The following is an 18,971-nucleotide window of genomic DNA, read 5'->3' on the forward strand; positions in this document are numbered from 1 at the left end:
CCTTTGTCAGCAGTCTGAAGCGCCGATTGGCGCTTCTTTTTTTGTTTAACAGAATCTTTTACTAAACCTGTGTACGCCCTAACGAAATCACAACTCGGCGGTTCTTATCTTTGCCAAGAGGAGAGCTGTTATCGGCTACTGGTCTTCTCTCACCAAACCCTTGAACTTCAATTCTATTTTGCGGTAATCCTATCGACTGGAAGTATTCACTCAATACACCAGCTCGGCGCTCGGACAAGCTCTGATTGCCCTTCTTACCACCACTAGAGTCGGTATACGCCGCAACCAAAACCAAATCGATGTCCTTGTTGTGTTTCACGTATTCGGCAATTTTGGCCAGCCGTTTTTGTGAGGCTTTGTTTAGTTGGTCACTGTTGCGATCATAATGCAAAATCGTAAAGGAAATATCTTCGAAGCTGTACGGCAATAGCTGGCTAATGCACATACTAAAAGCATTGTAGGAGTGTTGGAATAGTACCGATGACAGAGCAACCTCTACCCTTTTATCACGGCTTTGCCAGTCCGCATAGCCAAAGGTCGGATAACGCCCCTTTTCAAGTTCGGAGAGAAGTCCCCAAGCAGTTTGCCCCCCAATGTAACCATCAAACTGCTTGAAGAACTTCAAATTGGAAATCTGTTCTGCGTTTTCTCCCGCTCTCCATATAGGCGGCATCGATACCAATGAAACGTTGCGAGTTTCTCCCATAGGGCGATACATTTTTAATTCAAAGTCGAGATTGATTTTCTTGCTAGCACGAGAAGTAAACACAGCTGAGCCGTAATTAGGTATGGGATGCACCAATTGGCACTCTAATGGTGTGTTCACCGACATTTCCCATTTCGACTGACCAGGATTAGCCACATAACGAGTTTGTATGGCGGAAGCACTGCTCGACGCTACCATCGCTAAACCCATAAGGCTAAAATTGAACCATATGTTTTTCTTCATTACTGTCTCTTCTTTCATCAAAACGGCTTGGCGTTGCCGCTTTTGCCACAAAAGCCCCTCTAATTGACGCTTTTATGTAAATTTACATTATCAATGCAAAAACCCCGCCAGATTTTCTATTCCTCTTTAGAAAGGATTAAGTATCGCTAAACGGTATCGCTTGGGTATAATGCGATGCTTGTCACATGGAACAGAATAAATATGACTGAGATAAACAGCGACCTTACATTGAAACAACGCTTTAGAGGCTACTTCCCTGTCGTAATTGATGTGGAAACAGCTGGATTTAATGCAAAAACCGATGCACTTCTAGAAATTTGTGCCGTCACGTTAAAAATGGATGAAGAAGGCAACTTAGTGCCAGCGTCGACCATTCATTTCAATGTCGAGCCGTTTGAAGGGGCAAATTTAGAAAAAGAAGCGCTTGAATTCAATGGAATTCGCGACCCGTTCAGTCCTCTTCGAGGTGCCGTCACAGAAGCCGAAGCACTCAAAGAAATATATAAGCTCGTGCGTAAGGAACAAAAAGCAGCAGACTGTAATCGCGCCATTATTGTTGCTCACAATGCGACGTTTGATCATAACTTTGTTATGGCGGCAAGCGAGAGAAGCAAACTCAAGCGAGTACCTTTTCACCCGTTCGCAACGTTTGATACAGCAACCCTAAGTGGTCTTGCCTATGGACAAACTGTACTGGCAAAAGCATGTAAAGTGGCAGGAATGGAGTTCGATAACAAAGAAGCTCACTCAGCGCTTTATGATACAGAAAAAACCGCAGAGTTGTTTTGTGGCATTGTAAACAAATGGAAAGCACTGGGTGGGTGGCCACTTCATACTGAAACAGAATCTTAATACCGTTATTTCACAACAATAAATCTTAAAACTTATTCGCAAACACTACATCTAAAACTACCTGAGAAATATATGAACCCCGTTGTAATTTCTGTGTGCATCATGTTGGTACTCGCTCTGATGCGAGTCAACGTTGTCGTTGCACTCACTTTTAGCGCCGTCGTTGGCGGTCTTGTATCTGGAATGTCACTCAATGAAGCTGTATCCGCGTTTGAAAGCGGTCTGGGCGGCGGAGCAACCATCGCTCTAAGCTATGCCATGCTTGGCACATTTGCTGTGGCAATTTCGAAGTCTGGTATTACCGATATGCTCGCCAATGCCGTTATTCGAAAGATAAATGGCTCGGAAAGTAAAACAGCGTCCACTGGATTGAAATACTTCATTCTTGTTGCGCTCATTTTAGTTACCATGTCGTCTCAAAACATCATTCCCGTGCACATTGCGTTCATCCCCATTCTGATCCCACCTCTCTTGCAAGTGTTCGCCAAATTCAAGTTAGACAGACGTTTAATTGCTTGCTTGCTCACGTTTGGGTTGATCACCCCTTACATGGTTTTACCTATTGGATTTGGTGGGATTTTTCTAAACAACATCTTGCTTAAGAACTTGCACGACAACGGTTTGGATGTCGTGGCATCGCAAGTTCCTGTTGCCATGTTACTCCCTGCAGCCGGAATGATATTTGGCTTACTCACTGCGTTATTCTTTAGTTACAGCAAGCCACGGGACTATAAAGAGATAACGTTAGATAACTCAGCTCAAAATCAACAGCCAGAAGTGAAAAGCAAAAACATTTGGATAGCTATAGTCGGCATCGTGACAGCGCTTGCCGTGCAACTGGCTACTGGTTCAATGATTATTGGTGCCTTAGCGGGCTTTATGGTGTTCACATTTGGTGGCGTTATTGCGTGGAAAGAAACGCAAGATGTTTTCACTAAAGGTGTTCACATGATGGCAATGATAGGTTTTATCATGATAGCTGCTGCCGGATTTGCAGCCGTAATGAAACAAACTGGAGGCGTTGAATCGCTAGTAGAAGCGCTTTCTACCTCTATTGGGGATAACAAGCCCTTAGCCGCGCTGTTAATGTTGATTGTCGGCTTACTGGTCACAATGGGCATTGGCTCGTCGTTTTCGACCATTCCTATCTTGGCAACGATTTATGTACCATTAGCCATTGCATTTGGCTTCTCTCCCCTTGCAACTGTGGCTTTAGTTGGTACAGCAGCTGCATTAGGAGATGCAGGTTCACCAGCATCAGATTCCACATTAGGGCCTACATCTGGGCTAAATACGGATGGACAGCATGAACATATATGGGAAACCGTGGTTCCGACATTTATTCACTACAATATACCGCTCATCGCCTTTGGCTGGATTGCAGCGATGGTGTTGTAGTTTTTATAGCAGCCCCTAACGCTTGTTGTTTTTAAAAGAACTGTTGTTCTAAAAAATCTGTTGAGCCCTAAAGGACTATTGAAATAAAAAAGGCTTGGTGATCGAAATCACCAAGCCTTTTCTTTCTATTTGTATACAAGAAGCTTAAACACAGAAAGCTTAAGTACAGAAAATTCTTAAGCACAAAAAGTATTATTCTGCGTCTTCAATTTTCGCTGCAGCTTCTTTAATAAGAGGCTGTAGTTCACCTTTCTGGAACATCTCAATGATGATATCGCAACCACCAACTAGCTCACCTTCAACCCAAAGCTGTGGGAATGTCGGCCACTGAGCGTATTTTGGTAGCTCTGCGCGGATATCCGGGTTTTGCAGGATGTCTACATATGCGAATTTCTCGCCACACGCCATAAGCGCTTGAGAAGCTTGAGAAGAAAAACCGCAGCTTGGCAGTTTTGGTGAGCCTTTCATGTAAAGAAGGATTGTATTTTCAGCAATCTGTTGCTTGATTTTGTCGATGGTTTCCATTGCGTCCTCGTTAATGGATGCGTTAACTATCAGACCATTCTACTGGTTTAAGTCAGAATAAAAAGTCCTTAATGACTAGGGTTATTACTTTTTAATCTATCAGGCACTGGGTTCCCATTCTAAGTTTTAAAAAACTCTCTGCTTTTTCTTTTAATAAAGTAAAAACTTGCTAAACTAAATCAAAAATTTGGGCTGAACTTAGTATCTTAAGATTTCTTGGATACAGACAGTATTGGCTCATATAAAAGTCAAAAAGACTTAATAATAAAATACACACTGGAAGCAATCCGAAAGAGGTAGCACTCTTTCACATACAATGGAGAATCGAGCAATGGCATTTGAACTACCAGCTCTTCCTTACGCTAAAGATGCGCTAGAACCACATATTTCTGCGGAAACTTTAGATTTTCACCACGGCAAACACCACAATACATATGTGGTAAAGCTGAACGGTCTAGTACCTGGTACTGAATTCGAAAACAAATCTCTTGAAGAAATCATCAAATCTTCAACGGGCGGTATTTTCAACAATGCAGCACAGATCTGGAACCACACGTTTTACTGGCACTGCCTAGCACCAAATGCTGGCGGCGAACCTACTGGTGCAGTAGCTGACGCTATCAACGCATCATTCGGTTCTTTCGAAGAGTTCAAAGCAAAGTTCACTGATTCCGCAATCAATAACTTTGGTTCTTCTTGGACTTGGCTTGTGAAAAAGTCTGATGGTTCTTTGGACATCGTTAACACTTCAAACGCAGCAACACCACTTACAGAAGAAGGTATTACTCCTCTTCTAACTGTTGATCTGTGGGAACACGCTTACTACATCGATTTCCGTAATGTTCGTCCTGATTACATGGGTGCATTCTGGGCATTGGTTAACTGGGACTTCGTAGCAGAAAACCTAGCAAAGTAAGACAGTACAGATAGAAAATTCGAACCCATGCGATAAGCGTGGGTTTTTTTATGCTCTTATTTTTTGCACTCTTGTTTTTTTGAAATCTGGGCGAATTGCAACTTGATGTAAACATGTAAAAAGGTAGGATATTCACCATATCTCTTAATCCCTCAAAGGCACACCGTGAAATTTGACGCTTATTTAGAAAAGCACTTTCAAATTCTGTTCTTTCTTATTTTGGCTGCTGGCACCCTCTTTTCCATTTATTACTCGGGAAACCAGCTACTAGATGGCGACCAAGACCAAATGCTTTTAAAAGGCTATATGGGCGCTTATGCCGGCAATTGGCTCCCGTTTGGCAACTATGGCAGTACAGTGGGCAATGTGCCCGGCTATCTCTCAGCATTGGTTGTAGGTGGTCCTCTTCTTTTATGGGATTCCCCTTGGGCTCCAATGGCCTTTTTGATCGCCATCCGTATTGCTTCTGTTTTTATCTTAGATGCCGTTCTTAAACATTATTTCTCAAAACCAGTGCGACTGGTTTTTGTATTGCTCGTTTGGTTTAGCCCATGGATGCAATACGACAACGTTCTCTATAACCCTTCTTACCTTCTGTTTTTTGCTGCACTTCATTTTTGGACTGCTTTCAAAATGCGTGAGGGAGTGTCTTTTGGGTACAGCTTTTTGCATGTGCTCTCCATCGGTATGGCAATGCAACTTCATTTCTCATGGCCGTTGTTAGCGTTTGTCTCGTTTTATTTGCTGTATCGTGGCTTAGGGAAAGTTTCTTGGGTAGGCGTTATTTGTGGAGTTTTGGTGACTGGAGCTTCATTGATTCCATATTTCATCGAGATGATGAACAATGATCAAATTGTACAAGAAAGCGACCGCTATATCGGCTACGGATTAACCCATGTATATCCTGTATTAAAATCTGTGCTTTATTGGATTCGCTATGGATCCATGATGTTCTCTAACAAAGCCATCGCAAATAGTACATTTGAATGGATCACGACAATAGAGTTTGCTCGATTAGCGTTAGTCTACTTCTGGAAAGCTTGGGTATTTGGAGTGGGTGCATTTACAGTTGTCGTGTCTGCGCGCTATAGCTGGCGTTTATGGAAACACGTAAAACCAATGATTCGGAAATCTGAAGACGTCGCCACAAAAGAAGATTGGCTGCCACTTTATGCTTTTGGTGTCTTCATTGCGATTCTGATATGCGCAGCATTAGCCCCTATCACATTCAACTATTGGCACTTAATGCTCGCCTACCCTTTCGCCATCATCCCTATTCTATACGGTGTTAAGCAGTTTTTAGAAAGCAAACCAGAGCGCTTTAAGTTGTTCTTCTTGATTGCAGTTTGTCATCTGGTGTTGGTGAATATCGTCGCGTCTAACGACAGTAGGAAATACTCATCATCCGCCAGTTATGTTGAGCAAGTGAATAAGTTTGTAAAAGATCATCATTCTGTGATTTACAAAAAGAGTGAATGAGTACTAAAGATACTAGGTAACTTGCGAAATACTCTGTTAGATCAAAAATAGGCGACCATTTGGTCGCCTATTTTTCTAAATCGAAAAAAACTCAAAATTTCCTAAAGTTAACGATTCTCCTGCCGCTAAAAGAACATTGAGCGAGGAGCGTCATGAACATTCATACATTAGACAAAGCGGCTATCATTAGCGAACTCAATGTGGGCTCTGGCATCAGCCAGGCAGTCAACACTGGGCGTCGCGCCGATTTTGCTTTACTTGTATCCATGTTTTCAAACGATGTTCGAGACAATACCCCCGTTGAAGCCGTTGAGACTCAAGAAATCAGCGATGATAGATTGAGACAACAGTTTGACTTAGCCGAACCTCAGGCACTTCGTTCTAATGAAGAATCCTATGAACGTTCTGCACTGCAGGCAAATTTATTTCATAAATCGGGGATCGCTAGCGCAAGACTCGCTCACGGACTTTCCCCTGATGCTCTAGCCTACTTACCTCAAGGCACTCATGATCTACCTGAAGAGGTTTATCACAACCTCTCAGGCCACGAACGCCGCAAACTCGCTGAAACAACGACCACCAACGTTGTTCCTCAGGAAATTTATAAGCAGATGTCTGAAGCAAGCCTACTACACAAACTTAAGATGTCGGCTTAATCTAAGCCAAGATGCAATCTCATTTTTGAGACAATTTTCAGATCGCAAGCATTTCTAGCGAGACTCAAATCATAAAGAATCACCCCAAAACCCTTTCATCAGAAAACTATGATGTTATTCACATCATGCGCTCGATATTTTACCCATGATAGTTATTCACACGTTACTCCGCGCTTAATAACGACTTATCCAGAGTTCAGTGTGAATAACTTAAAGAACCAAATAATAACAATACGTTAACTAGAGTGAGGTATCCCAATGGATATACGAAACTCAGTGGTTTTAATCACTTCTGCAGGTTCAGGGCTAGGCAGTACATTAGCAGTGCATTTTACCTCTTTAGGGGCTCGCGTTGTTGTCGCTGACACAGATTCGATAGCGCTTTTAGAAACCGTAAAACGCTGCCGCACTTTGTCTGACAGTATTTACTATTACCCGCTTCCAGACCACTCTTCCGAGAGTATTCAGTCTTTGTTTAATTACATTGACGAGCGGTTTCCAAATGGTGTTGATGTGCTGATTAATAATTGGCCCAGCATGCCGCTTCCAAGACTATTTGGCAGTGAACAAGGAGAGGAGTTCACTCACAAATTGTCGTCATTGGCTTCGTCCCTGTATGGTTACGGGAAAGCCAGTGCTCTGAGGATGCGCATGCATAAAAAATCGGGGGTTATTGTAAATTTAACTTCTCACCAGCAACACAATCTGCCGGAAGGGCATGAGAATGTTTCTGCGATGATTGTTGGATTTACTCAAACATGGGCGAAAGAGCTCGACCCGTTTAACATCCGTGTGGGAGGTGTCATACCCACACAATTTCGCACTAAGGACAGTGCCAATGGTGATTGGGCATACGTGCAGGATGAAATGATTAGAAACACTGAATACATAGTCTCCAATGACTATTTTAATGGTCGCGTAATGGCTTCAGAAGCATAGATAACCTGAACTCAGGTTAGATAAACACACGGTTTATTTGCGACTTTTTATAGGAACGATACAGAAAAGCTCCACCAAATGGTGGAGCTTTGTTTTTCCCGAAAGGTTATCGAGTGCTAGCGAGAACCTTTTTCAAGCATCTTGCTTACGCTTCTGCTTTTTCTTTCTTTGTCGCTTTTGCGGCTTTAGGTGCTGGTTTTGCAGCAACTTGGTCTGCTTTTTTCTTAATTACGGTTGTGCCTTCGAAAGTTTCACCTTCAATGTATGGCTTACCGTAGTATGCAGACAGCATCACTTCTTTCAGCTCAGAAATTAGAGGGTAACGTGGGTTCGCACCAGTACATTGGTCATCGAACGCGTCTACCGCTAGTTCATCAATCTTCGCTAGGAAATCAGCTTCGTTCACACCTGCAGCTTGGATAGACTTAGGAATGTCCAAGTTATCTTTAAGCTCGTCCAACCAACCTAGAAGACGCTCGATCTTCTGAGCCGTACGGTCACCTGGTTGAGTTAGGTCTAGATGGTCTGCAACTTCAGCGTAACGACGGCGCGCTTGTGGGCGATCGTACTGAGAGAATGCAGTCTGCTTAGTTGGGTTGTCGTTTGCGTTGTAGCGTACAACGTTATCAATCAACATTGCGTTAGTCATACCGTGCGCAAGGTGGAACTCAGCACCAATCTTGTGCGCCATTGAGTGACATACACCTAGGAATGCGTTAGCAAATGCGATACCAGCGATAGTTGCAGCATTGTGAACTTTCTCACGAGCAATCGGGTCGTTAGAACCGTTCGCATAGCTAGATGGTAGGTACTCTTTTAGCATCTTAAGTGCTTGTAGAGCTTGACCATCAGAGTATTCGTTCGCAAGAACGGATACGTAAGCTTCAAGTGCGTGAGTTACCGCATCGTAGCCACCGAATGCACATAGAGACTTAGGCATGTTCATTACTAAGTTAGCATCTACAATAGCCATTTGAGGCGTTAGCTCGTAGTCGGCTAGTGGGTATTTAGCACCAGTTTTGTCATCGGTAACAACCGCAAATGGTGTTACTTCTGAACCTGTACCTGAAGTGGTTGGGATACAAACCATTTCAGCTTTTTTACCCATTTTAGGGAACTTGTAAATACGCTTACGAATGTCCATAAAGCGCATTGCAAGGTCTTCAAATGCTGTTTCTGGGTGCTCGTACATTACCCACATGATTTTCGCTGCATCCATTGGTGAACCACCACCAAGCGCGATGATGACATCAGGCTGGAAGCTCTTCATTGAATCTGCACCTTTTTGTACAGCAGACAATACTGGATCCGCTTCTACATCAAAGAACGTTTGTACTTCCATACCGTTCGCTTTCAGGATGCTGATGGTTTCATCTGCGTAACCGTTATTGAATAGGAAACGGTCTGTTACGATGAACGCACGCTTCTTACCTTCAAGGTCGCCAAGTGCTACTGGAAGGCTACCGCGACGGAAGTAGATAGACTTAGGTAGTTTATGCCACAACATGTTCTCAGCTCGCTTAGCTACAGTTTTCTTGTTAATTAGGTGCTTAGGACCTACGTTCTCAGAAATTGAGTTACCACCCCAAGAACCACAACCCAATGTTAGTGAAGGTGCAACGTTGAAGTTGTACAGGTCACCGATACCACCGTGAGTCGTTGGGATGTTGATTAGGATACGAGCTGTTTTTAGTTTGTCGCCGAAGTAACGAACACGGTCTGCGTTCTTATCTTGGTCAGTGTATAGACCAGATGTGTGACCGATACCGCCGATCTCAACCATTGTTACCGCTTGAGCCACTGCGTCTTCGAAGTTATCAGCACGGAACAAACCAAGAGTTGGAGACAGTTTCTCGTGAGCGAATTCATCGTCGTATGAAACTTTACCTAAACCTTCACCAACAAGTACTTTCGTGTCTGCTGGTACCGTTACACCTGCCATTTCAGCGATAGCTGGCGCTGGCTGACCTACGATTTTCGCGTTTAGGTTGCCTTCGATTAGAAGAACTTTACGTACTTTCGCTGCTTCGTCTTTGCTTAGAACGTAAGCTTTGTGAGAAGCAAAACGCTCTTTCACTTCGTCATACACTTCATCAACAACGATAGCAGCCTGCTCAGAAGCACATACAACACCGTTATCGAAAGTCTTAGACATTAGGATTGAAGCGACTGCACGTTTGATGTCTGCAGTTTCATCAATAACGACAGGAACGTTACCTGCACCAACACCGATAGCTGGTTTACCAGAAGAGTAAGCCGCCTTAACCATGCCTGGACCACCAGTTGCAAGGATAAGTGCAATGTCGTCGTGCTTCATTAGTGCATTAGAAAGCTCAACAGAAGGTTGGTCGATCCAACCAATGATGTCTTTTGGTGCACCTGCCGCAACAGCCGCATCTAGAACAAGCTTAGCAGCGTCATTCGTAGAGTTCTTTGCACGAGGGTGTGGCGAGAAAATAATCGCATTACGCGTCTTCAAAGAAATAAGAGACTTGAAGATAGCTGTAGAGGTAGGGTTAGTTGTTGGAACGATACCACAGATGATGCCTACAGGCTCCGCGATGGTCATTGTGCCAAGGCTTTCGTCTTCGTCTAGAACACCACATGTTTTTTCATCTTTATACTTATTGTAGATGTACTCAGAAGCAAAGTGGTTTTTGATAACCTTATCTTCAACAATACCCATACCAGACTCTTCGACCGCTTGCTGTGCTAGAGGAATACGAGCTTGGTTAGCGGCTAGAGATGCTGCGCGGAAAATTTTATCTACTTGCTCTTGAGAGAAAGTAGCAAATTCTGCTTGAGCCGCTTTAACACGTGCGACCATTGCATCAAGTTCAGCCAGATTAGTTACAGGCATAATGAATCTCCTAAAATAGAAAAATATTAAAAACTTTTTATTAAGGTTGCTGCCTTAAGTTTTTAACGTTTCGTCAATCACTTATCGAACCACAGTCTTAGTAAATTGCTTTCAGGACTGAGTATAATATTTCAGGCTGTGAAAAAAATTGACTCAGATCAGTTATGAAAAACTAAATACTACTTACTGGGTATATGAAAAGGAAAAACCCAAACAAATGATTGATAATTAAGTATATTTAAGCAAAATAACAATATGCTTAAAAAAGAATCAAACAAATAAGTAAACACAAAAAACAACAGCACTCTGTAAGAAAATTTCATTTTTGTTCATTTCTAGAACAAAATACCTCGATTCCACTCTTGAGATGCAACTGGTTACTCAACCATGCAACCATTTCAGACAGATGAACACAGCGTGTTTTTTAACAACTTTTCATATTCGTACAAAACACCTTTCATTTCCACTTATTTCACAACCTGTAACACATTCATTACCCCATGCTAGCTACGAGTAACAGGCGCACCTAAGAACAGAGCAAATCGTTAGAATACACTTCATCTACAGAAGATAATTCCCTTACCTTTTAAGAAGTTTTTAAGATGGCTTTTATACACATCGCAATGTGTTCTTTTCTAGCCGAAAACATGAGAGAAAAATCGCGTAGTGAATTAAACGTTATCGTTTTAGCGCACATATTTAGTCTTGGCGTGCACATTTAGCTTCTATACCCAAGTATACGAGCGGGCTGACACGAATTTTTGCGTTGCACTTGGACTTTTTATCTACCCGAATTCGGTTAAGATACATGGCAAGAATTTCAAATTTATATTCAACATGCCAAAGCACGCTTTAAAACATCATCTTTACGTCGTTATTTTCGGTACTCATACCACAGCAGGAAGAATTTTCGACATATCGCTTATCATCGCTATTTTGGCATCGTTAACTGTACTGGTTGTGGACTCCACTTTACCGGCAGACAGTATTTGGTCCACTAGGCTTCTTTATGCAGAGTACGCCTTTACAGCACTGTTCACAGTCGAATACCTACTCAGGCTTTACTGCTCACCAAAACCTAGTGCATACGCCAAAAGCTTTTACGGTGTCATCGACCTACTAGCCATTTTGCCCACTTACTTTGTACTCCTTTTCCCTTCTGCCTCTTTTATTGCAGTCATTCGCTTACTCCGTGTAATGCGTATTTTCAGAATTTTGAAGTTGGTTCGCTATCTTCAAGATTCCAATCTACTGCTTCGCTCTTTGTTAATGTCACGTCGGAAAATTCTGATTTTTTTCAGCACTGTCGCCATATTGGTCACCATTTTTGGCTCGCTTATCTTTGTAATCGAAGGGCCACATAACGGTTTTACGAGTATTCCGCAAAGTATTTACTGGGCAATCGTAACCATCACGACAGTTGGCTATGGTGATCTCGTGCCTCAAACCCCTATCGGTAAGGCCATTGCATCACTGACCATGTTACTGGGTTACTCTATTTTGGCGGTGCCTACGGGGATCATTACAGCTGAATTGAATCATGAGATGAATGCGCATCGAAACCTAGTTAAATGCCCTAACTGTTCAAGCAATGGGCATGAATCGGATGCGCTTTACTGTAAGCATTGTGGAGGAGAGTTAGCGTCACCAGACGCGAGAGTCGTGCCTGTTGAAGTGGATGAAGTAAAGAAAGATAAAATCAGCAACCGCGAGTAACACTTTCGACAATAAACCGGTCGCCCACATACATCGGTGCGGTGTACCTAATGTAGCACTGCGTTTCTAAGATACCGTTTCGGCTTGGGTGTTCAACCCATTCGGAACGTGTCAGCAACCAAGAATCTTTACGATTGGTGTGAACCGCATGATGCGCGACCCAAACCCAAGGCTTGTCGGTATGGCGGTATCCCATATTTATATCAACAAAGTTCGCTAAACCACCGATTCTAACGCTTGGGTAACCAAACTGCAGTTGCCCAAACCCTTGCAACATACCGAATTCATCTTGTTCCACGCCTTCTTCAATAGCTTGTAAATTAGCCACTTCCGCAGCATGCGTGACTTTGCTGGCTAACCCCTCAATGAGCGCTTGGTTGTACTCTTTCTGCATACTGAAAAACTTAGGTGCAGCGGTGACTGCCATTAACGAGAACACCGTCATTCCCATTAGCCCTTCAAACATTGAAAACCCATAATTCAGCCTAAGCATTGCCTTTCCTTCAGCTCACAACTTGTACTTTATAACTTGAGTATAGTTGGATGTTAAAAATTGCCAGTCAGAAGTACGTAAACGCTAGGAAATAATTAGGACAGAGCGAACCTGAGAATATAAATAAATGGAAAGGGATTAAATCAAACAAAAAGCGCTTCTGGATTAGAAGCGCTTTCAAAGGAATTTATGTCATTGAAAATATTAATTTTCAGACAAAATAATTCTTAGTGTTCTACGTAACGGCTCTGCAGCACCCCAAAGTAGCTGATCACCTACGGTAAATGCGTTAAGGAAATCGTCTCCCATCGACATTTTACGTAAGCGGCCAACAGGAACAGATAACGTGCCAGTAACTTTAGCCGGTGTTAGTTCTTGCGCGGTGATATCGCGATCGTTTGGAACAACTTTCACCCAGTCATTGTGGGTTGCAATCATCTCTTCGATCTCATCCAATGGGATGTTCTGCTTCAGCTTAATCGTTAATGCTTGAGCGTGGCAACGCATTGCACCAATACGAACACATGTGCCATCAATAGGGGTTGGTGAGCTTTGAGAGCCCAAGATCTTATTTGCCTCTACGCCAGCTTTCCACTCTTCTTTGCTCTGACCGTTTTCGCGTTTAACGTCGATCCAAGGAATCAAAGAGCCCGCAAGAGGTACGCCGAATTGGTCTGTTGGGAAAGAAGAGGCACGCAGTGTTTCTGCTACTTTTTTGTCGATATCGAGAATAGAGCTCGCTGGGTTAGCTAATTCCGTGCTAACTGAATCATTGATTACGCCCATTTGAGAGATAAGCTCTCGCATGTTTTTCGCGCCAGCGCCAGAAGCCGCTTGATACGTCATCGCGCTCATCCACTCAATGTGACCTTTTTCGTATAGCCCACCTAATGCCATAAGCATCAAACTAACCGTACAGTTACCGCCAACAAATGTGTTTGTACCGCCATGAATACCTTGCTGAATTTGCGCTAGGTTAACGGGATCAAGTGTAATAATGGAGTCTTCAGCCATACGTAGTGTCGACGCTGCATCGATCCAGTAACCTTTCCAACCTGCCTGACGCAATGCTGGGTATACTTTCTCTGTATAGCTGCCACCCTGGCAAGTAATAACGGCATCAAGCTGTTTCAAGCTTTCAATATCAAACGCATCTTGAAGAACACCAGCCTCTTTACCAAAGTTTGGGGCTGGAATACCAACCTGCGAGGTGCTGTAAAAAACTGGCTCGATGACATCAAAGTCTTTTTCTTCGACCATTCTCTGCATCAGAACCGAACCGACCATACCACGCCAGCCTACAAGACCTACTCTCATTGTTTACACTCCATGTCTCTTTTTAAACAAACTCCCCCATCTATAAGATTTTTGAGACATGAAAACAAGCCTTTTCAGCCTAAATACACAAAAAAGCCACGATACAGAGGAAATTGACGACTTTTGGAATTGTTTACTTCGTCAGGATTAAGAAAGAAGTAGATGCAGAGATTTGCGGAATGGGGTTAAAAACAAAAACACCATAGAAATTCCATGGTGTTTCTATCTATCAAGAATCTAAGCGGTATTTACTGCACCCAAGTAAGATTCAACATCATCTACAGTAAGCTTCAAACATCGCTCAAGCTCTAATATTGATTGCTCTGACGGAAAAGCGCCCTCTTTCAAAACATTCTCTATTTCGGCGCAAATGTCTCGAAGGCTGGTAGTACCTAAATTGCCTGCAACGCCTTTTAAGCTATGCGCGATTCGATGTGCCTGATCTTTTTCTTTTACCAGTGCATCTTTTAGCTTGTTCACATCATCACCATGGTCTTGCAAAAATACATTGAGAACCATCAAAACAGACTCTTCATCATGATCAAAGGTTTCAAGCATCGCATCTGGGTTAAAACCACTGGGAAGAGCAGTATTTGACACGTTGACAGGTTCACTCGTACTCGTCGAGATCTTGCTTTCGTCCGGCAAAATGAATGACGTATGCGAGTTTACATTCGAGGAGCTCGCGCTTGGCAAATCAGAATGTTGAAGGCTCTCACTTTTGATAAGTGGAGCACCATTCATTTCGTCAGTTGCAGTTTGAGTCGATGTATTCGACCCTTGAGCAATGGAGGTACTTTTAGATTGACTACTAAGCTCATCTCCCTCGGATTTTGTACTTACTGTCCCTAATCGCGTAGGTCGAGATACCCCACTATATACAAACCACGAGAGAGCGAAAATCAACACCCCACCCAAGAGAAGGGTGAGCGTAAAAATCCTTTTTTCAGACTCCTTAAAGCCAAATTTCACCTCATCTATTTCTCGTACTATCGAATGCTTGATGATCTCTTCTGTCACATAGCTAAGCTGCGCATGCTCAGCCAAAATAATCGAGGATTGAGATAGCAAAGTTTGAATCTGTCTTTTATAAGAAGCGTCAAATTGCTCAGACCGAAGCATTATCGATTCAAGCGTCATGAAATTGGGAGGGTTAAGGTTAGTATCCGTATAAAACGAGCTAAACATATAGGCACCAAGCTCATTGTAAAGAGTGACTAACCCATCGGGTACACCTTCACTGCTTTTTGCCTTGAGAATTTGGTCCGAAAGCCCACGAATGTCCATTGCAACATTCAAATAGTTTTCAGCCCGCTCTACAAATCGATCGGTTAGATAGACCAATTGCGCCGTTTCTGGGCTCCAGAAACCTGCGTTTGTGCCGGACTCAATCTGAACAGCAACGGATTTAACCAGCTCAAGGCTAAGAGACATCTGCTCAATATGTTGAGCTCGAATAGGATCGGGGAAAGAAAGGGTATAGCGGAATTCTTCTATCTGGCTAGACAACAAATCTACAGATTCTGCATCCTGACGCAACTGGCTAAACTGAACATAAAAGACGGTAGAAATAACGCCCCAAACCAACAAGACAGCAAAGATAAGGAACTTGATGTTTTTTTTGCTACTTTCATCCATAAAATAGCTCTTTATTGTGCGTGAGTTAATTAGATAAGGTGGCTCTACAACCACCTTATCTATTCGAGTTCTATGAACGACGCGTTAACTGATCTCGCAAGTTAGGCGGCGTACCTTTTAGTGTTAGCGTGTCTGTTTCTGGATCGTAAAAAATGCGCTCGCCTAGCAGCAGACTGTCAAAATTGATAGAAACACCACCACCAGCGCCAACAAACTTCGTTAATTTCCGAACGGTAGAACGGTCACCGGGAAAACTCTCTTCAAGATCATAGCCTTGGTCTTGAGTGTAGTCTAAGAAACTGGTCCCATCATTACTTGTTGGCAATTCGCCAGACAGCTCACGAATTTCAACTTCATCACCCGATTTAATCTGCTCATTACAGTAATCGAAGACTTGCTTACGATATTGAGTTGCTTCTTCTTTTTCAAGTTTTGAGTCCGAGCAAAAATCTTCCACTGCCTGCATGAGAACTTGGTTCTGCACTTTCGTATCAAGCCCGACATCCGCTTGGAGGAAATCTAAGAAGAAATCCGAGACTTTGCGCCCCACTCTCCCCTTAATAAACGTAAGATACCGGTTCGATTCTTCGTCTGTCGCGTAAGTCGATAGGTCTATTCTTGCCGCAATATCCATTTTGCTGATATCAAGATAGTCTGTTGCACTGATTTCTAGCCCTTCTGTCACTTTCAAGCTTTCATTTGATGGAAGCAAGCCCACAAACAAATATTCAGTCGCAAGTGATTGATACTCAGCAAAAACTAAAATACCTTCATCCGCAAATGGGTACTTAGACAATTCTTCTTTTAACCTGGTAGCACTTATCTGAGAAAAATCGTAAAAGCTCTTCTCATTTTGGCGAAGTTCTTGCAACCATGCTTTAAAATCGCTGTCTGGTTTAAACGTACCAAAGCCTTTACCTGCTTTGCTATTAAAAACCCGATGCAATTCGGCAACCAGGTTTTCGGATGATCCTTCATTAGGAAGCGACTCTTGGCGAAAATTAACCGTCAATTCTTCTTGCTCATTTTTAACCAGCTTATGAAGGATGACGTTTGAAAGATGCAGACTCATAATAATTTTGTCGTGTTCTAGTTTCAGTTGAGAGGGAGAGTAGGTTATCATAAGCCGCTTTTACTATCATTATCAGAGTCTATATGCCGATAACATCTAAATACAGTGACGAACAAGTTGAATCTATCTTGGCTGAGATTGCAGCCGTACTTGACAAAAACGGCGCAAATACAGAGCTTTCATTGATGATCGCGGGAAATATCGCAACGAATGTCTTAAATCAAAACGTTCCTGCTTCACAACGTAAGGTAATTGCTGAAAAATTCGCTCAAGCACTTATCTCATCCGTCGATAGCGATGCAACGCACTAATTCAATCAATAAGACTGAAATATAAATGGTAGATAGCGAAAATACATACAGTGAACGCGTTTCTCGTCTTGTGAGTTGGGGGCATTGGTTTGCCTTCTTCAATATCATTGCGGCAATGCTGATTGGTACTCGGTACATTACTCAGTCCCCATGGCCCGACACCCTGCTAGGGCAAGTCTATTTAGCCGTATCTTGGCTTGGGCATTTTGCTTTTTTAATTTTTGCTATCTACATATTGGTGCTATTTCCGCTCACCTTTTTGGTGCCATCGCGGAAATTGTTCCGATTCCTCTCAGCGTGTTTTGCTACCGCTGGTCTTACTGTCTTACTTCTTGATACTCAGGTTTATCAGAACCTTCACCTTCACTTGAATCCAGTCGTCATGGATTTATTGATGAGTGAAGAAGGTAATTTCACCCCTGAGTGGCAACAATTCTTTATTTTTGTGCCCGTCATCTTTTTGATGCAAATAGCTTTGTCTGAATGGGTGTGGCGCAAAAAACGTAAACTTGCACACAAACACATAGGTAAACCGCTGGCTGCTGTTTTCTTCGTGTGTTTTATTGCAAGCCATCTAATCTATATCTGGGCAGATGCATTCTTCTACAACCCAATTACCAGCCAACGCGCAAACTTTCCGCTGTCTTACCCGATGACGGCAAAAAGCTTTATGGAAAAGCACGGCTTACTGGATAAAGAAGAATATTTGGACAGGCTTGATAGCTATTCTGGCGATGTAAAGCTGGTTCAATACCCGATTGAGCCTTTGGCGTACGAAAGCCGAGGCAAAGACTTAAATGTCTTAATCGTTATGGTTGATAACCTAAGAGCCGATGCCGTTACAGCTGACACCATGCCAACGCTAAACGCCTATGCGAGCCAGCACTTGAACTACACAAGCCATTACAGCGCCAGTAATGATATGTATGGCGTGTTTGGATTGTTCTACGGTTTACCAAGCAGCTACGCCGAAAGCATAAAAGCGCAGCAAGATGCGCCTTTATTCCTCCAGCTATTGGAAAAGAAAAACTACAACTTTGGCTTGTTCAGTGGCGACAACTTTGCCGACAAGCTATACCGAGACATTATTTTCAAAGATATTCTGCCGGGTGACTTACCAACTTTGGAATCCACTGACGACAAGTTAGCTATTTCTAATTGGTCTACTTGGCTGGAGTCTAAACCTAACCAACCGTGGTTTAGCTATGTTGAACTCAATGGTTTAGCTAACTTTGAAACAGCTCATCCAACCCTTCCAGGTGACCAATTAGAGGCGCAGCTTAAAGAAGGCTATATGAGTTCAACGATGCAAGCAGACCAGCTATTGGCATCAATGTTTGAACAGCTAGAAAAATTAGAACTGACCGATAATACCGTGGTGATTGTCACTTCAAATCACGGCACCGAGTTTAATGAAACCAAGAGTAGCTCTTGGGGTTCTAGTACTAACTACAGCCGATTCCAGCTTCAAGTACCTATGATCATTCAATGGCCTGGAAAAGAAGCGGTAGAATTTACACATAAAACCAGTCATTTGGATTTATCGCCAACGTTGATGCACCAAATCCTTGGTGTCAGTTCAAACCCGACAGACTACAGCAGCGGACGCAGCTTATTCGATACCGACGAAAGAAGCTGGATAATCGCAGGTAACCGACGTGAAGTTGCTATGATTGCGGATGGTGAAACAACCGTTGTCGACCGTTTTGGTAATTACAAAGTGTACGACTCTGAATACAATAGAAAACGTGACGACAACCCTAAGCTTTCTATCTTGATGCAGGGCTTAACTGAGCAGAAAAGATTTTACACCGAGCAGTGACAGGTGAATAAATATCAATCACTTGTTC

Annotated in this window: 16 protein-coding genes; 9 read left to right on the forward strand and 7 right to left on the reverse strand. The window is 42.9% G+C overall.

What is annotated here, in order from left to right; genetic code table 11:
• Positions 1–61 precede the first annotated feature (61 nt).
• The gene (locus CW749_RS13095; RefSeq protein ID WP_180958400.1) at positions 62–949 is read right to left on the reverse strand and encodes an OmpA family protein; all 888 of its coding nucleotides are present in this window, start codon (positions 947–949) and stop codon (positions 62–64) included.
• 201 nt (positions 950–1,150) lie between these two features.
• Between CW749_RS13095 and rnt the strand changes: the two genes are divergently transcribed.
• Both rnt and CW749_RS13105 read left to right on the forward strand, forming a co-directional pair.
• Positions 1,151–1,801 carry a ribonuclease T gene (gene rnt / locus CW749_RS13100; protein ID WP_201797008.1) on the forward strand — a complete coding sequence of 217 codons (651 nt, stop codon included), beginning with the start codon at positions 1,151–1,153 and terminating at the stop codon, positions 1,799–1,801.
• Positions 1,802–1,873: 72 nt separating this feature from the next.
• Positions 1,874–3,199, forward strand: a complete 1,326-nt coding sequence (locus CW749_RS13105) for a Na+/H+ antiporter family protein (protein WP_101112584.1) — start codon at positions 1,874–1,876, stop codon at positions 3,197–3,199.
• Between the two features lie 192 nt (positions 3,200–3,391).
• On the opposite strand, the gene CW749_RS13110 is transcribed toward CW749_RS13105, so the two are convergent.
• Positions 3,392–3,724 (reverse strand): Grx4 family monothiol glutaredoxin, encoded by a 333-nt coding sequence (locus tag CW749_RS13110; RefSeq protein ID WP_101112585.1) that lies wholly within the window; start codon positions 3,722–3,724, stop codon positions 3,392–3,394.
• A gap of 331 nt (positions 3,725–4,055) precedes the next feature.
• On the opposite strand from CW749_RS13110, the gene sodB reads away from it, so the two are divergent.
• The 4 genes from sodB (at position 4,056) to CW749_RS13130 (ending at position 7,714) form a co-directional block, all read left to right on the forward strand.
• A complete protein-coding gene (gene sodB, locus CW749_RS13115) occupies positions 4,056–4,640 on the forward strand; it encodes a superoxide dismutase [Fe] (RefSeq protein ID WP_101112586.1) in 585 nt (194 codons plus the stop codon).
• Between the two features lie 165 nt (positions 4,641–4,805).
• Positions 4,806–6,119 carry a 3-deoxy-D-manno-octulosonic acid transferase gene (locus CW749_RS13120; RefSeq protein ID WP_237322441.1) on the forward strand — a complete coding sequence of 438 codons (1,314 nt, stop codon included), beginning with the start codon at positions 4,806–4,808 and terminating at the stop codon, positions 6,117–6,119.
• A 152-nt stretch (positions 6,120–6,271) separates the two neighbouring features.
• Complete coding sequence (locus tag CW749_RS13125) at positions 6,272–6,775, forward strand: VC2046/SO_2500 family protein (RefSeq protein WP_101112587.1); 504 nt, start codon at positions 6,272–6,274, stop codon at positions 6,773–6,775.
• A gap of 258 nt (positions 6,776–7,033) precedes the next feature.
• Positions 7,034–7,714, forward strand: a complete 681-nt coding sequence (locus CW749_RS13130) for an SDR family oxidoreductase (protein ID WP_101112588.1) — start codon at positions 7,034–7,036, stop codon at positions 7,712–7,714.
• A 145-nt stretch (positions 7,715–7,859) separates the two neighbouring features.
• On the opposite strand, the gene adhE is transcribed toward CW749_RS13130, so the two are convergent.
• Positions 7,860–10,574, reverse strand: coding sequence for a bifunctional acetaldehyde-CoA/alcohol dehydrogenase (adhE, locus tag CW749_RS13135; RefSeq protein WP_101112589.1), 2,715 nt, complete (start codon positions 10,572–10,574; stop codon positions 7,860–7,862).
• Positions 10,575–11,411: 837 nt separating this feature from the next.
• Between adhE and CW749_RS13140 the strand changes: the two genes are divergently transcribed.
• Positions 11,412–12,290: an ion transporter gene (locus CW749_RS13140; protein WP_101112590.1), complete on the forward strand. Its 879-nt coding sequence runs from the start codon at positions 11,412–11,414 to the stop codon at positions 12,288–12,290.
• On the opposite strand, the gene CW749_RS13145 is transcribed toward CW749_RS13140, so the two are convergent.
• From CW749_RS13145 to yejK, 4 genes are all read right to left on the reverse strand, one after another.
• A complete protein-coding gene (locus CW749_RS13145; RefSeq protein WP_101112591.1) occupies positions 12,274–12,783 on the reverse strand; it encodes a hypothetical protein in 510 nt (169 codons plus the stop codon). The genes CW749_RS13140 and CW749_RS13145 overlap by 17 nt on opposite strands.
• A 204-nt stretch (positions 12,784–12,987) precedes the next feature.
• Positions 12,988–14,100, reverse strand: a complete 1,113-nt coding sequence (asd, locus tag CW749_RS13150) for an aspartate-semialdehyde dehydrogenase (RefSeq protein ID WP_101112592.1) — start codon at positions 14,098–14,100, stop codon at positions 12,988–12,990.
• A gap of 237 nt (positions 14,101–14,337) precedes the next feature.
• Complete coding sequence (locus CW749_RS13155) at positions 14,338–15,738, reverse strand: Hpt domain-containing protein (protein ID WP_101112593.1); 1,401 nt, start codon at positions 15,736–15,738, stop codon at positions 14,338–14,340.
• A gap of 70 nt (positions 15,739–15,808) precedes the next feature.
• Positions 15,809–16,810 (reverse strand): nucleoid-associated protein YejK, encoded by a 1,002-nt coding sequence (gene yejK, locus CW749_RS13160; protein ID WP_101112931.1) that lies wholly within the window; start codon positions 16,808–16,810, stop codon positions 15,809–15,811.
• An 83-nt stretch (positions 16,811–16,893) separates the two neighbouring features.
• Here yejK and CW749_RS13165 point away from each other — a divergent pair, with 83 nt between their 5' ends.
• Together CW749_RS13165 and CW749_RS13170 are read left to right on the forward strand one after the other, a co-directional pair.
• A complete protein-coding gene (locus tag CW749_RS13165; RefSeq protein WP_101112594.1) occupies positions 16,894–17,121 on the forward strand; it encodes a YejL family protein in 228 nt (75 codons plus the stop codon).
• A 25-nt stretch (positions 17,122–17,146) separates the two neighbouring features.
• Complete coding sequence (locus CW749_RS13170; protein ID WP_101112595.1) at positions 17,147–18,943, forward strand: DUF3413 domain-containing protein; 1,797 nt, start codon at positions 17,147–17,149, stop codon at positions 18,941–18,943.
• Positions 18,944–18,971: the final 28 nt, after the last annotated feature.

It is taken from the genome of Vibrio sp. vnigr-6D03, from assembly GCF_002835515.1.
Classification (GTDB): domain Bacteria; phylum Pseudomonadota; class Gammaproteobacteria; order Enterobacterales; family Vibrionaceae; genus Vibrio; species Vibrio penaeicida.

What these genes read in the sequence shown, in the direction of transcription:
- CW749_RS13095 (WP_180958400.1), bottom strand. Translation starts at nt 949, where the DNA reads ATGAAGAAAAACATATGGTTCAATTTTAGCCTTATGGGTTTAGCGATG.
- rnt (WP_201797008.1), top strand. Translation starts at nt 1,151, where the DNA reads ATGACTGAGATAAACAGCGACCTTACATTGAAACAACGCTTTAGAGGC.
- CW749_RS13105 (WP_101112584.1), top strand. Translation starts at nt 1,874, where the DNA reads ATGAACCCCGTTGTAATTTCTGTGTGCATCATGTTGGTACTCGCTCTG.
- CW749_RS13110 (WP_101112585.1), bottom strand. Translation starts at nt 3,724, where the DNA reads ATGGAAACCATCGACAAAATCAAGCAACAGATTGCTGAAAATACAATC.
- sodB (WP_101112586.1), top strand. Translation starts at nt 4,056, where the DNA reads ATGGCATTTGAACTACCAGCTCTTCCTTACGCTAAAGATGCGCTAGAA.
- CW749_RS13125 (WP_101112587.1), top strand. Translation starts at nt 6,272, where the DNA reads ATGAACATTCATACATTAGACAAAGCGGCTATCATTAGCGAACTCAAT.
- CW749_RS13130 (WP_101112588.1), top strand. Translation starts at nt 7,034, where the DNA reads ATGGATATACGAAACTCAGTGGTTTTAATCACTTCTGCAGGTTCAGGG.
- adhE (WP_101112589.1), bottom strand. Translation starts at nt 10,574, where the DNA reads ATGCCTGTAACTAATCTGGCTGAACTTGATGCAATGGTCGCACGTGTT.
- CW749_RS13140 (WP_101112590.1), top strand. Translation starts at nt 11,412, where the DNA reads ATGCCAAAGCACGCTTTAAAACATCATCTTTACGTCGTTATTTTCGGT.
- CW749_RS13145 (WP_101112591.1), bottom strand. Translation starts at nt 12,783, where the DNA reads ATGCTTAGGCTGAATTATGGGTTTTCAATGTTTGAAGGGCTAATGGGA.
- asd (WP_101112592.1), bottom strand. Translation starts at nt 14,100, where the DNA reads ATGAGAGTAGGTCTTGTAGGCTGGCGTGGTATGGTCGGTTCGGTTCTG.
- CW749_RS13155 (WP_101112593.1), bottom strand. Translation starts at nt 15,738, where the DNA reads ATGGATGAAAGTAGCAAAAAAAACATCAAGTTCCTTATCTTTGCTGTC.
- yejK (WP_101112931.1), bottom strand. Translation starts at nt 16,810, where the DNA reads ATGAGTCTGCATCTTTCAAACGTCATCCTTCATAAGCTGGTTAAAAAT.
- CW749_RS13165 (WP_101112594.1), top strand. Translation starts at nt 16,894, where the DNA reads ATGCCGATAACATCTAAATACAGTGACGAACAAGTTGAATCTATCTTG.
- CW749_RS13170 (WP_101112595.1), top strand. Translation starts at nt 17,147, where the DNA reads ATGGTAGATAGCGAAAATACATACAGTGAACGCGTTTCTCGTCTTGTG.